The sequence below is a fragment of the Candidatus Nitronauta litoralis genome (assembly GCA_015698285.1).
Lineage (GTDB): Bacteria > Nitrospinota > Nitrospinia > Nitrospinales > Nitrospinaceae > Nitronauta > Nitronauta litoralis.
The window spans coordinates 3,060,910-3,074,832 of the sequence record CP048685.1; the positions used below are offsets into that span (position 1 = coordinate 3,060,910).

14 protein-coding genes are annotated in these 13,923 nt (G+C 46.8%); 2 read left to right on the plus strand and 12 right to left on the minus strand.

Annotated features, from left to right (window positions below):
* Positions 1 to 3: 3 nt before the first annotated feature.
* Positions 4 to 546, plus strand: a complete 543-nt coding sequence (locus G3M70_13945; GenBank protein QPJ62916.1) for a hypothetical protein — start codon at positions 4 to 6, stop codon at positions 544 to 546.
* A gap of 67 nt (positions 547 to 613) precedes the next feature.
* On the opposite strand, the gene G3M70_13950 is transcribed toward G3M70_13945, so the two are convergent.
* The 6 genes from G3M70_13950 to G3M70_13975 form a co-directional block, all read right to left on the minus strand.
* Positions 614 to 1,162 carry a hypothetical protein gene (locus G3M70_13950; protein ID QPJ62917.1) on the minus strand — a complete coding sequence of 183 codons (549 nt, stop codon included), beginning with the start codon at positions 1,160 to 1,162 and terminating at the stop codon, positions 614 to 616.
* Positions 1,147 to 2,151 carry a hypothetical protein gene (locus G3M70_13955; protein ID QPJ63823.1) on the minus strand — a complete coding sequence of 335 codons (1,005 nt, stop codon included), beginning with the start codon at positions 2,149 to 2,151 and terminating at the stop codon, positions 1,147 to 1,149. The genes G3M70_13950 and G3M70_13955 overlap by 16 nt, the downstream gene beginning before the upstream one ends.
* A 281-nt stretch (positions 2,152 to 2,432) precedes the next feature.
* Entirely contained in the window at positions 2,433 to 3,353 is a 921-nt protein-coding gene (locus G3M70_13960; protein ID QPJ62918.1) for a hypothetical protein, read from the minus strand.
* Complete coding sequence (locus tag G3M70_13965; GenBank protein QPJ62919.1) at positions 3,354 to 3,596, minus strand: hypothetical protein; 243 nt, start codon at positions 3,594 to 3,596, stop codon at positions 3,354 to 3,356.
* 22 nt (positions 3,597 to 3,618) lie between these two features.
* Entirely contained in the window at positions 3,619 to 5,382 is a 1,764-nt protein-coding gene (locus tag G3M70_13970) for a hypothetical protein (GenBank protein QPJ63824.1), read from the minus strand.
* A gap of 192 nt (positions 5,383 to 5,574) precedes the next feature.
* Complete coding sequence (locus G3M70_13975; GenBank protein QPJ62920.1) at positions 5,575 to 5,712, minus strand: hypothetical protein; 138 nt, start codon at positions 5,710 to 5,712, stop codon at positions 5,575 to 5,577.
* A gap of 334 nt (positions 5,713 to 6,046) precedes the next feature.
* Here G3M70_13975 and G3M70_13980 point away from each other — a divergent pair, with 334 nt between their 5' ends.
* Complete coding sequence (locus tag G3M70_13980; protein QPJ62921.1) at positions 6,047 to 6,535, plus strand: DUF4402 domain-containing protein; 489 nt, start codon at positions 6,047 to 6,049, stop codon at positions 6,533 to 6,535.
* A 172-nt stretch (positions 6,536 to 6,707) separates the two neighbouring features.
* Here G3M70_13980 and gspD read toward each other — a convergent pair whose 3' ends face one another.
* Genes gspD through G3M70_14010 form a run of 6 tightly spaced genes read right to left on the minus strand, consistent with a single transcriptional unit; the run spans position 6,708 to position 13,919 of the window.
* Positions 6,708 to 9,212 carry a type II secretion system secretin GspD gene (gene gspD, locus G3M70_13985; GenBank protein ID QPJ62922.1) on the minus strand — a complete coding sequence of 835 codons (2,505 nt, stop codon included), beginning with the start codon at positions 9,210 to 9,212 and terminating at the stop codon, positions 6,708 to 6,710.
* Positions 9,209 to 9,787 carry a hypothetical protein gene (locus G3M70_13990; GenBank protein ID QPJ62923.1) on the minus strand — a complete coding sequence of 193 codons (579 nt, stop codon included), beginning with the start codon at positions 9,785 to 9,787 and terminating at the stop codon, positions 9,209 to 9,211. The genes gspD and G3M70_13990 overlap by 4 nt, the downstream gene beginning before the upstream one ends.
* Positions 9,787 to 11,280 (minus strand): hypothetical protein, encoded by a 1,494-nt coding sequence (locus G3M70_13995; GenBank protein ID QPJ62924.1) that lies wholly within the window; start codon positions 11,278 to 11,280, stop codon positions 9,787 to 9,789. The genes G3M70_13990 and G3M70_13995 overlap by 1 nt, the downstream gene beginning before the upstream one ends.
* Before the next feature lie 39 nt (positions 11,281 to 11,319).
* A complete protein-coding gene (locus G3M70_14000; GenBank protein QPJ62925.1) occupies positions 11,320 to 12,318 on the minus strand; it encodes a general secretion pathway protein GspK in 999 nt (332 codons plus the stop codon).
* Positions 12,319 to 12,323: 5 nt separating this feature from the next.
* Positions 12,324 to 13,190, minus strand: a complete 867-nt coding sequence (locus tag G3M70_14005; protein ID QPJ62926.1) for a type II secretion system protein — start codon at positions 13,188 to 13,190, stop codon at positions 12,324 to 12,326.
* Positions 13,191 to 13,205: 15 nt separating this feature from the next.
* Entirely contained in the window at positions 13,206 to 13,919 is a 714-nt protein-coding gene (locus G3M70_14010) for a prepilin-type N-terminal cleavage/methylation domain-containing protein (protein ID QPJ62927.1), read from the minus strand.
* Positions 13,920 to 13,923: the final 4 nt, after the last annotated feature.

Sequence of the window (13,923 nt, forward strand, 5' to 3'; positions counted from 1 at the left end):
ATAATGTACGTTATCGGTAGAATTCGTACTCCCGTTCAACGTCTCCGTCTTCTTCGTGATACGGCCCAGTTTGTCTCTTTCAAAAACAGTTTTGAAACGCTCACTGGCAAGGTACGACGCGCTGTATTCTTCCATCTCACCGAAACCGTTGTACAGGTAGTCATCGGTGATCTTCTTGACTGGCGGAGAGGCGTTGTCGTACATCTCCGTTGTCTCAAGCAGACCATTGGCTGTGCTGTTGGCGATTTCAGAAACGGTATCGTAGATCAGACCGAGTTCAAACTCATCACCATTCCCTGCTATTCCGTCAGGATCGTACTTGGCAGAGGCAAGAAGATCGTCATCGTCGTAGGCGAAACGTGCAACTTCTTCATTGGGAGTGGACGCATTGTCCGACGCGGTACGCGATGTGATGCGGAAACTGTTGTCGTACTCGCGCGAGACAGTACCGACAATAAAACTGCCGCGGCTCCACGTTGTGCTGATTGGGAGAGAGCCGTTGTAGTGCAACTGCCAAAGCCAGATAAGATACAAAAGCAAAAATAAAAAAAACGGCTACAATATCACATATCCAACAAGGGCCTCTGTCTGGCGAATACTAGCTTTGTATAGATTAAGGGCCATTTGAAATAATTAATTCAATAAGGTGATCCTCCCTAAAAGTTAACCAAGAATCATAATTGACTATGATTCTTTGGTCGTCTTTATCTGTGGCTGTATACTCCAAAATCTCATCTCCATTCTCAAGGATTTTCTCAGATATAGGTTTTCCATATTTTTCTATGACAAATTGTTTTGATACACCCAGCTCTATTCCTTTCTTGGTTTTTGGGGATTGTTCAAGCAAAGCCTCACCACAGTCCCAACCAATGTTTTCTTGGGCAATAATTAATCTTACCGATCCAATCAACCCATCTTCTCGTAAACTAAAGATTACTCTCTGTTTTAATCCCTTATTAAGGTAGCAAAGCATATCTCCCATTTCAGTGTCAGGTTTTCCAACGCCCAAAAGCTTTTCTAATTCTTCTTTTTGATGAGTCCCAATCTCGATACCCAGAATACTGTTATCAAAAAACAGAACTCTCTGAGTCTCGGCATTTGCACAACACGGTAAACAGAAAATAAACAAAAGGAGCAAGCTTCTAATTAAAAATGATTCCATTGCCTATCCAATACTAATAAGGATTCGTAGGGACCAAATTGCTTTCCAATTTTTACAATTTCTTCTAAATCATCTGCAGAAACCCTAATGCATCCAAAAGTTGGGTGCCTCGGATTATTCCTTCCAGCATGGACACCCATCTCAGTCCTATTTGGAACTCCTTGCACCCAAATAAAATATGCTCCAATTCTCCGCCTCCTTTCTTTTGTATCACGTTTCCCTGTCGTGGGTATAATTTTCACAGGACTATGCTGGCCTTCTGGAAACGGGCCTTTACTTTTACTATCAGTATTATTATATGCTGGAAATTGAACGACAGTATCACCTTGGTCAATTATTGTCATGGTATTCTCTGTTGGGTCGTATTCCATCCTTAGCAGTCCAAACGGATCATAAAAGTTAATCGGATCACTAAGCGAATAGGTATACACATTTGGCCCATCCCCATCAAACCCAATCGGGTCTTTGCTGGTCCATCTTCCTGTTTCGGGGTCGTAATCGCGAGCCCCGAAGCGGACGAGCTTGGTGTCTTCGTCGTAGAGCCCTCCTGCGAAGCCAAATGGCTGGAAGCCGGGGTTAGTATCGCTAAGTACGTTGCCCCATTCATCATAGTCTAACGCCTGAACTGTATTTCCGCTAGAGGTGTCTATAACAAAACGTGGACTTCCTAAATGATCGGAAATGATCCGGTACACTCCCGCATTCGTCAAGCCGCTCGGAATCACCATCACATCTGGCACATTCGCGCGGGAGGCATAAATAAAAAGCTTGGTAATGTTGCCGCTGCCGTCAAGTTCTGCGATCGGGTTGAGTTGGTCTTTGTACAGCCACTGTTGCTCGAGCGTGCCGCCGACTTTTTTTCCGATCCTGCGATTACGTCCGTCGATCAGATACTCGATATCATTGACCGTGGCAGAGACTAATTGGGAATGCTGTAAACTGAAAAATAAATAAAAAGTAGTAAATATATCAGATAGGAATATCTTAATACATCGCCCAAAATACTTAAGCTTTTATCCTTTAACAGTTTGTATTCACCTTTAACTACAAACCAAAACCTAGCAACTCCATTCTGAATTGAATTATTCCAAAAAATAGTGGGTGAGCCTAAGTTTTTCCAAATTTTATTATGTTTGCTTTTTAAATCAGAATCAAATTTCATCGTGATCGCAAAACCAAATAATATAAATAAAAGGAGTACGAGCCCGGAAACGGGCCCCTCAAATGAAAATTGACCTATCTTAAAGTCCATTTTTAGACTCCAATGAAATTAACGATCAAAAGTGAAGGTAAAGGTAGGTGCCGTGGTGGTTGTTACCGTGGCACTAAACCCTGCCCCTGCCGTAGCACTCACTTTACCTTCATCCCCTCCTCCAGTGCCAAAATCAGCAGTAACATCTACTGTTACACCAGCTACTCCAATTCCGCCTGCCACACTTCCTTGGACTCCAAAACCAGTATTTTTGGTCCCTCGTACCTTTGCTATTGGAACAGATACAGATGGTTTTGCAGAAAACCCAAATCCAGCCGCAGGCTTCACTTTGCAAACAATTTGTTTTTTTGTAACTTTAATATTTGCTATTGCTCCAAAAACGACACCTCCACTCACATCAACATTAGCCTCGTCAATAGGGGTAAACCTAGGATCGGAAGGCTTATCAGTATCTGGAACAACAATAGGCTTACTACCTTTTCCATCCCAATTGATTGTAGTAGATTGTTGACCAGCACTTGTGCTAGCTAATCCATTCAAGTCAAAATTGTTTATCGGGTTTTGAAACGCGTACCCATAAAAATTTGGGATATCTCCCCTAAACCTAATGGGGTCTTTACTGGTCCACCTTCCTGTTTGCGGATCGTAGTCCCGGAATCCGAAGCGGACGAGTTTTGTGTCTTCATCGTAGATTCCTCCTGCGAAGCCAAATGGCTGGAAGCCGGGGTTAGTATCGCTAAGCACGTTGCCCCATTCATCATAGTCTAACGCCTGAACTGTGTTTCCGCTAGAGGTGTCTATAACAAAACGTGGACTTCCTAAATGATCGGAAATGATCCGATACACTCCGGCATTAGTTAAACCTGCCGGGATCACCATGACATCCGGCACGTTGGCGCGGCTGGCGTAGATGAAGCGTTTCGTGATATTGCCGGAGCCGTCGAGTTCGGCTATTGGATTGAGCTGGTCTTTGTACAACTAGAAAATAAACTCACCCATAAGATTCCAAATACCAACACCAACCAAAGCGGTCCCTGCTAAATAATTATAAGAAACTAGAAAATCTTCTCCAAAAACCTTCTTCAATGATACTTGGGCTTGTTCAAAAATATTCGCTGATTTTTCATCAGGACAAACAAAAAAAGGCCACTTCTTTTTTGTCCCGATAATAAAAGCCCCACCGTATCCTATTAAGAGCAAGGAAAAAATTAATGATACCATTTGAAGATATCCTCTTTAATTTTTAGGGTAAAGGTATGGTTTCATTATAAGGACTGAAAGCAAAACTCCCTCCTAAAAATATATTAATACTCCCAAATGATGTTTCACCAGTATTCGGGTTTTGTGTTCTGTCAAAACCGATTCCAAAAATGCCTGCCCCTGGTGTAGATAAAGAACAGGAGAAAACCACTTTCTCACCAGGATTTGGCCGAAATACCTTAATCGTTGCACCAGATGAGATCCTCCCAGTTGGAATCACATTAATATTTTTTGTGACATTTCCATCCTCATCCGTTTCCAAATTTAATACACCTATATCATGAGTTCCAACCACTTTAATATTATCTTCAATCCAATCATCAATTGGGTCATTACCAACATCAGGTTCTATCACAAAAAAATCTCTTTTGTGGACATCAGTGTATCTATGGTTTATTGGGACTCTCTTATTGCCAAATAAACCACTCAAGTCTCTAAAGTTTACAGGATCATTTTGAGCATAACTCATGAAATTTGCACTACGGCCAATAAACCGTATCGGGTCCTTGCTGGTCCATCGCCCTGTTTCTGGATCATAGTCTCTGGCACCGAAGCGGATGAGCTTGGTGTCCTCGTCGTACAGTCCTCCTGCGAAGCCGAAGGGCTGGAAGCCGGGATTGGTGTCACTGAGTAGATTGCCCCACTCGTCATAGTCTAACGCCTGTACGGTGTTTCCGCTAGAGGTGTCTATAACAAAACGTGGACTACCTAAATGATCGGAAATAATCCGGTAGACTCCGGCATTGGTCAAACCCGTTGGGATTACCATCACATCCGGCACGTTCGCACGACTTGCATAGATAAAGCGTTTGGTGATGTTGCCGGAGCCGTCGAGTTCGGCTATAGGGTTAAGCTGATCCTTGTACAACCACTGTCGCTCAAGTGTGCCGCCGACTTTCTTGCCGATCCGTCGATTACGTCCGTCGATGAGATACTCGATATCGTCGGTGGTGTTGGGCAAGTCAACGTTGCGTAGATTGCCGAGAACGTCATAGGTGTACGTCGTCACGTCGGAACCGACGGTCTTCGTCAACAGTTCCCCGTTGTCCGTGTATGTATAGGTCGCGCTGGAGGTTGAGGTGAGACGATCCTGATTATCATACACCGCGCCGTTGCTTAAACGATTCGAGTTCGCATCGTAGTTATAAGTGACGCTGGTGCTGTTGCCCGTGTCCGGCACATCGTTGATGACCGGTGTTGTTATCACCTTCTGCAGGCGACCCGCATCCTTGATCACACCCGGTGACACCTCATACGTATATTCATACTCATACTGAGTAGAATTCGTGCTGCCGTTCAGCGTCTCCGTTTTCTTTGTGATGCGACCGAGTTTGTCTCGTTCGAACACGGTCTTGAATCGTTCACTGGCAAGATAAGACGCGCTGTATTCCTCCATCTCACCGAAACCGTTGTACAGGTAGTCATCGGTGATCTTCTTGACCGGCGGAGAGGCGTTGTCATACATCTCCGTTGTCTCAAGCAGGCCATTCGCTGTGCTATTGGCGATTTCAGAAACGGTATCGTAGATCAGACCGAGTTCGAACTCATCGCCGTTGCCCGCGATTCCATCCGGGTCGTACTTGGTGGAGGTGAGCAAATCGTCATCGTCGTAGGCAAAACGTGCGACTTCTGTAGAAGTCGCATTGTCCGATACGGTACGCGATGTGATGCGGAATGAGTTATCGTACTCACGCGAGACAGTGCCGACAATAAAACTGCCGCGGCTCCACGTTGTGCTGATCGGCAGAGAACCGTTGTAGGTGAAGTCGAGCTTCTCATAAAGGGGTCAAATCCTTATTTGACTACTTGTAATAGCATGTTTGCTCTTTTAAATAGGGCCAGGCTTTAATAGCCCATAAAGTGCTTGGCCACTGTTTCCACTATAGCATTGTTGGCTGGAAATTCATGAGGAGGGGGGGGTGACAAAGCTGGGATCAGGTCAGCCGCCGATTCTGGTCTTCAACTTGGTGTTCAGGTTGCCGAGGCGTCTGCGGAAGTGATCGGTAACGGTTTTACCGTCGCCGGTGTATGAGATGATGTGTGGGGTGATGAACAGCATCAGTTCGTTTTTGTTCAAGGTTTCATCCATGGTGCTGAACAGTCGGTGAATGGCAGGATTATCTTTGGGCAGGGATACAACAGTGATGGTTTCGCTGCAGTTGATCCGTCTTTATCCAGCAAAAGCAAGAAACTGATATTTAAAATGAGGCTATCCAAAATAGGGTTATGGACAATCCACTTTTCCTACGCTAAAATTCCCTCGTTTTGTTTTGTGCCGGGTAATACTTTGGCAAAACTTCTTTAATTATTCCTTTTTATAAATCTATAGCCTTATGAAATTTAGGATCTTAAAAAACATCCGCTACCTGATTATGAGGGCTTTCCTATTCACGTGTGTCTGGGCCCTTTTGGTGACGTTTCCCTTCAAACTTTCAGCTCAGATGGACATCGATGATGTGATCAACGGTTTGGACCAGGATTTTAATTTCGGAGGTAAAGAGCAGATCAAGGGGCAGAATAAGGAATTGGCTAACGAGCAAAACCGCGAAGATATTAAAATTCAGGAGGCTGAAGAGGAAGCGGAGGTTGGAGATGTTACGGCGACCTCAACTATCAATTGCAGTGCCACTCCTGGAAGTATATCCGTTCTTGCCAATGGAACCCCCATATGTTCCGCGACCAGCGGGGCAGTCACTAATCAGTATTTCAGTTTATCAGGTCAACCAGGAAGTACTTTTCAAATAACCGCTACCTGCACAGGCGTAACCAGTTGCGGTTATTCGGGAGCTTCTCCTCGGGTCAATTTCACCTGTGATTTGCCGGAGCCTTCGACTGCCGGGCCTCTAGGGAACTACACTCTTGCTACTTTAACCTGCACTGTCACCGCCCCAGCAAGTTAGAATAAAAGCATTAGTATTTTATCAGTAATTTCGCTGAATAAGTGTGCCCGTATTTAAACCTCGCGGCAGCTTTTTATACATCTCTAAATAGCTGTTTTGATTTTAAACACAGGCATTGTCAAGCTGTTGATGAACTCGGTTTTTAATGATTTCTGGTTTGCGGGGGTGCGGTCTAACCGCCGATTTTGGTCTTGAACTTGGTGTTCAGGTTGCCGAGGCGTCTGCGGAAATGATCGGTAACGGTTTTGCCGTCGCCGGTGTTTGAGATGATATGCGGTGTGATGAACAGCATTAATTCGGTTTTGTTCAGGGTTTCGTCTGTGCTGCTGAACAAGCGGCCAATGCCTGGAATGTCCTTGAGCAGTGGAACACCGGTGATGGTTTCGTTGGTTGTGGTTCGCATCAACCCACCCATGACCAGGATCTGATTGTCTTTAAGAACCACTTCTGTATTGACCACGCGCGTACTGAAAGAGGGGACCGTGCCCACATCCGGGCCGCGGTTACTGATTTCCTGATTGATCTTCAGGTTCACAAAGTTGTCCGAGTTGATCTTGGGGAGAATCCCAAGTTTCACACCGACACTTCTGAATTCAATCGTCGTCTGCGTCAACGGCTGTCCCGCAGTGGGCGACGAAATGGTGGAGCTTTGAATCGGGATATCGTCTGTGATGGAGATGGTGGCTTCTTTATTGTCGGAAGTTACCAGGATCGGATTGGCTACCACGTTGGCTTTGGAATCATTTGAGAAGGCCTGCAACAAGGCAATCAGTTTGCCGGGATCGCCGACAAAGAAACTGGATCCTGCCGCGAACAGCGGAGTTGCCGCCTGTCCGAGAGCGGTTCCCAAAAGAGTTCCCGTAGTGTTGCCGTTGGTACCGCCTGCGAATACATTTGTTCCCGGGCCCGCCTGCTGTGTTGCCCATTCAAGACCGGTACGGGTCTGCTCGTCGATGGTGAGGTCAAGGATCATCACCTCGATCACCACCTGCTGCGGAAGCAGGTCGAGTTTCTTCACCAGTTCGAGAACTCCAGGATAATTTTTTGCGGCGGTGCGGACCACCAGGGAATTGGTGTCTTCATCCGGAATGATGATGAGGTCGCCTTCGACCTGTGTCTCCAAACCACCAGCCACCCGGAAAGGAGTGGTTGTAGGCGCTCCCGTTCGGGGATTGATGTTTCTCTTGTTCTTGTTTTGCGCCGCCTTTTGGGCAGCCGCTGCTGTTTTGGCATTTTTCTTGTCTTTTTGTTTGCTCTTCTCTTCCGCGAAGATGGAATTCAGAATTGTGGCCAGGGAAGTGGCTTCCGCGTTTTGCACGTAGTACACGAAGGTGCTGAGGTTGCCGCCTGACATGGGTTGATCCAGCTTGCCTACCCAGAATTCGACCGTTTCCATGACTTCTTCAAGGGAGTTGACGACAAGTAAAGAGTTCAGCCGGGTGATGGGAAGAAAGGTCAGGCTTTCACCGAGGGCTTTCTGATAGCCCATCGAAGTGAAAATTTCTTCAAGCTCCTCCGCGACCATGGTTACATCAGAGTGATCCATTTCGAATAGTTTGATATCCGATGCCGCCAGTTTGTCGATGTCGATAGCGCGAATGACTTTCATCACCTTGCTTACGTTAGAGGCGAGGTCGACCAGCATCAGGTTGCGTGTGTCGGGAACGTCGAGCAGGGTTGCCGTGCCTGAGAGCAGGGGAGTGATGACCTGGCGCATGGCTGTGTTCGATACATAGCGCAACGGAATGATCTGGATAACAACCCGGTCCCCTTTGGGAAGATTGGGATCGTTTCCATAATAAATACTTACCGGTTTTCTTGGCGCGTCGGGTAGTGGAAGAAATCGATAGAAGCTTCCGCTTTTGACCACAGTCATCTGGCTGACTGCCAGGATCTGTTCGAACACGGAGTAGAGGTCTTCCGCTGGAATCTGATTGAACGTTTGCAGCGTCACTTTGCCTTGCACGTTGCCCTCGATAACGTAATCGAGTTTGAGAAGTTCCGCAAAGGTGGTGATGACTTCGTAAATGTCCGTTCCCTCAAAGTTGAGGGTGATGTGTTTGGCTTTTTTCAGTTCCTTGGGGAGGGGAGGGGTTGCATCTTTTTCATAGCGTACGTTTTCCGGGTTCAGCCGGGTGCCCGTGCGGACGATTTCACCTTCCTTGCTGAATGATTTTCCTTTTCCATCTTTTCCCTCGGAACCATCCAGTTTTCTTTTTTCAATTTTGGCGAACAGTTTTGGGAGAAAGAACTTTTCCCCTTTGTCATTTTCAACCAGATACCAGATGGGAGTTTTGGCAGATCGTCGGACTTCCCTCAAAAATTTGAACTCGTCACCTTTGTCGGCAGAACCTATTTTCCGGAATTTTATGCCGGGTCCTTTTCTCAGGGGAACTTTATTTCCGGTGACCACCGCCATTTTCCTGTCGGCAGGCGGCTTTAATTTCTTCAAATCTCCCAGGTCCAGGCCTTTGTTGGAAACCTTGGTGACATAGCCCTTAGAGTTAGATTCTGCGGATGATCGGTTTCTCGCGCTTTTTTTGCTTTTGGGGATCTGTAGTTTTTTGACGGGATCCCCTTCAGTCAACTGGTCGATGGACGAGTTGTTTTTTATGCACCCGGAAACTGGCAGCGCAAGGCTTAAACCTAATAAAATAAAGACCCAAAAGCGATTCATGTCCGTTTTTGATTCTCCGGAATCAATTGTTTCAGAAACCCGTTGACCAGAAGGCGCGACTCGAGATATTCGGGTTCATTGCGGTTAATACGTCTGGTCTGCAAGTCTTCGACCACCAAAAACAGTTTGTGGTTTTCGATCCCGTGCAGGTACCCCGAAAGGTTTCTGAGGGAAGAACGGACCACAATGCGCACCGGGACCGTCAAAAGTCCGACAGTGTTTTTTGGCTTCTCCGTATTAACTTGCACAATGTGTACCGAATTGGACTTGGCCAGGTCCTGAAGTATCCGCTGCAGGTCGGCACCTGCGAGGGCGGGTTTTTCCTGTGGAATGAAGCGCTGGTCCAGCTCCTCGGTTAGGAGGCGGGTGGATTCTTCTTTTTTGAGGTAGTAGTCCTTTTGGCTGAGGATGGAATAGTACTGGCTGATGAACAGAATCTTGCTTTCAATTTCCTGGTCGGTTCGAACTTGCTTTTTGTAGAGGGGTTGAACCATGAATTTATTGAGAATCCAAACCAGCCCCAGCGCCAGGCCCATTCCAACAATGATGCGTTCTCGTTGAGTCATCTTTTTCATTAGGCCGGCTCCTCATCTTCAAACCTGATATCCGATTTGATGGTGAACTTTTCCCCATCCTTCTTGTTCACAACCGAGCCTTTGAACGCGGCATTGGAAAAGAGTTTGGAGTTTTCTATTTTTTCAATAAGCCTGGAGGCTGATTTGCTGAATCCTTGAATTTCAATTGTATTTTTTTTGATAGAAAACCGGGTCACATAGGTATCTTTGGGCAACACACGGCTGAGTTCTTTCAGAACCTGCATTTTTAGAGGGTAATTGCGATCAATTTCATTAAGCTTTTTTGCAAAAGCTGACAGTTTTTCAAATTCACGGTCTACCTTTTCGAGTGTACCGACTTGCAGTTTCACTTCCTTTAACTGGGTGTTGAGGGAATCGAGAGTCAGTTTGTTGTAAGAAACTTTACTGATAAGAAAACCGGCTCCAAGCAGGAGCGTGATGACACCCAGGGCTACAGTGGTCCTCAAGCTGGACCGTCGCCGAACAGGAATTTTATCCGCTGGCAGCAGACTAAGTTGATAATGGCATTGTGTGACCCCGCGTAAAGCAAGTGAAAGGGCGGTATTCATTGTTGCGGGCTCAAACTCCATCGGCAGGGATTTTCTAATGGCCTCGGGAGGTTCAACGGTTCGGGTAGTTGTCCCGGTTTCCTCTTCCAGTTGAAACGCGATGGTTTCTGAAAAAACACCGCCTCCAACCAGATGGATTTGGTCAATTCCTTCATTGGATGGAATGAAATTGCAGGAGTACAGGGTGGATTGCAGGGCTTCCGTTAAAAACTTTGCCATTCTGACAGCATGAGGTTTCAGGTCATCCCGACCAATATCATGGCGGTCAAAGGCCTTCTGGTAACCAGGGTCGGATATCGAAACGGTCCGGGACAAATCAACAATTCCCTGATTCATGATGGAAAATTCCACGCTGTTTCGACCAAGGTCGATAATCGCAATGTTTCCGTGGGATACCGTTCCCGCTTTTCTTATCAGGTTCAGATTGCTGAAGGTGGAAACGTCAATCTGGGAAGGGTGAATTCCGGATTTTTCCAAAAGGTCCCAAAAGTATTGGAATGGACCATTGTTTATTCCAGCTGCGATTATCCGGTACAGGTTGCTCCCATATTCCTCAACCCGATAGGTGGTGAGAAGTTCCCCTTCAGGAGCAGAAAAATGGCGCCCGAGTTCAAACTCGATCATGGCGTCCACTGATTGAAGGTCTGGGGCTGGCAGGGAAAAGGTTTTCACAGAAACAAAGCGTCTTGGCAGACTGACGATGATCTGATCAGGAGCCCCTCCAATATCTTTCAGAAACTGATCTACCTGTTGGGTAAAACGATCTGAGTTTTCAGCCGGAGAATCGGGTCCCAGAGATTCATTGTCAAAGAAAGAGGAAGCGATCACTTCGGTTCCACGGAGCTTTTTCCCGACCAGACAAAGCGCTGTTGAGTCTTCCCGGATATCGATTCCCAGGGATTTTTCAAAGTAAAATGGCTTCATGTTTTTCTTTTCACTTTTCTATCTAAGTAATTGTAAATATTAGCTAAAATCGTTGTCTTTCCAATAGCGGATCAGCATTTTGGCTTTCTCATCGGTGCCCACTTTTTCGATCACGGCAACGATGCTGTGCCGGGTTGAACTGTTTTCAAAGCTGCCCGTTGCTTTTATCCGGAAGTGGCTGGAAAGGGTGAATCCGTAATAACCTTTTTCCTGTTTCGCGTTCAGGATGTCCTGAACCTTTTCCTCAGGAAAAGAAGCTCGAAGGACTTCAACAGGAGCCGTGTTGGGATTAAAATAGGGGGTGTTGTAAACCGTGAACAATCGAACCAGGCCCGGTTTTAAGCCCTCCTTGTCTTCCGCTTCGTCGTATTCTTCGTCACCGTAAAGTAGTTCCGGGGTCATCCCTTTAACTTTTAAAAGTTCCCCAAGACTGTCGAGAGGGCCGTTTTTTGCGTGATAGGGCGGGAATTGGGAAAGATAGTAATCATTTTCGGCCCCATTCAGACGATGGTTGTCATCCGCATCGACCCAATCCAGAATGGAGTCTGCAATGCTGTCCCGATCGGATCCCTGCTCCATGCCGTTTAATTCGAGGGCCTTGACCAGAATTTCCCGAGAGACTCGATTCAGGTTCAGCTTTCCGTTTTCATCTTCAATGGTGTAAGTGATCAGGCCTCCACCCAGCGGAATGTCTTCCCGCGCCGTTTCGTAGATTGCCTCCTCAGGCACTTCTTCTTGAGCTGTTTGTTGATTTGCTTCCTCGCCTTCTTCAGGAGGAGCCTCGGGTTGCCCAATGATGAAACCTTTTTCATCGGTTATTGAGTGATAGCGGGCTTTCTGCAGTAGCTCGGTCATGGCCAGTTGGATTCCACCTTTGGCCAGAAAATAGGCTTCCCGGTCTTCTTTGAAATTTCGAGTGGTGTTGACCTCGGTTCGCATGGAAAATGCGAATTCCGTGCCTAGCGCAATCAAGAGGACAAGCACCCACATCACAATGATGAAGGCCAGACCTTTTTCGTTTTTCAGCGATTCGGGCATCGCGTTTAACCCTCTTGTTCAGCTTGTGGGACTAAATTACGCTCATAAACCAGACCGGTATGTGTGGGGATGACCACCTTGGGAAGCGCTTTGCTTTCATCCTCATCCTCTTCATCCTCAGAGTCATTTTCCAGTTTCAGAGACACTTCAATGGCCCTAGGAAGGCTCATTCGGCCTTCCGCCCCCTCCTGGGCTTTGAAGAGGGATTGCTGGCTTTTTCCTGAAAATTCAATAGGTTCCGTTTTTATTGTATCGACCCATTCGGAAATATACTTGACCGATTTCTGGCCTGGTTGATCGCTTGCTGCTTTAGTCGCCTTAACCTTTAGATAGCGGAATTCAAGCTTGTCTACATTTTGAGCGAGCGTGATGAAGGTAGCCTCTTCCAGGCTTTCCGGGGTATCCTGCAAGGCAGTGTCGAAAGATAACGGCTTTTCGACCAGAATGACCCCGGTTTCTCCTGTTTTGGGATTCTTTCCCTTAAAAAACCGGACTTCATGAAATTCCGTTGTTCTTGCATCAATGTCGTTTAGACGTCCTGCCGTGGTGATGAATTTGACCTGGTCGGGTTCACCATCGAAAGCCAGGATCCGCTTACCTTTAATTTTGTCTGTATTGAGGCGGGAAAATAAAGGAGCATCGGTACCCATCAGGAAAAAGGGATGCGCGGAATGAATTTTTTCGGTCAATTGCTCTCCTATGAACCTCAAGCGCTGGTACTGTTCCGCCTTGTCTCCTCCTGCCTTCTGGGAAGAAACTGCAAGTCGAACACTCACCACAGATAGAGCGCCTATCACGGCGACAATCGCTAATGAAAGAATCAGCTCCAGCAGGGTGAACCCGGATTCGTTTTTTAGTCTGTGGGTAGCCATAAGGTTTTTAACCATTCATTTACAGGAAACACCAATTCCGCAAGGGGGAGTGGAGGTCCCAATTGGCATTCCACTGATATCAAACCGATGATTGGGGTCTTGCTTGGGGGTTGAGGTTCCAACTTCCGGTTGGGCAGTTCCCACACCCTGGGACTTGGCAAATCCACCAGACCCGGTTGTGGTTGCGGCTAAATTCCCGCCACCATCGCTGCTGGTTGCCGTTGGTGAATCTGCTGCAGAACCTCCTCCTGAAGAAAGGCCAGCTGTGTTGCCAAGCAGAACGGTATCCGGAGCCAGACGTGTGGTATTTCCTTCTTCCCAAAGGGAAGCCAGTTGGATCTGTTTTTCTTCTTTGCCTTCACTCCAGAGAACTTTCAATGTGACCTGATTCAATTGGATTCCAACACCCGGATCATTTAATGGGGATGCAAAGGGAGCGACTTCGTATTCCCACCGATAATCCGGGTCTAATTCAAAACCACCGGAGTTTTCTTCGGTCTGAAAATTGACCAGCTCGAGCTCACTGAACTTTGTATTGGCCAGATTGACTCCCCGAATATACCGGTCCGAAGAGGTAGCGAGCTGGACCCCACCCTGAAAAAGCTGCAGCACCGTTAGAAACCCGGTTGCCAGAATTACCAACGCTGCGATGATTTCTATGAGAGTGAACCCGTCTTCTTCTTTTAAAAGGGATTGATCAGGAGTCGAAGCCGGGCCAGAAGGTTTCATTTGC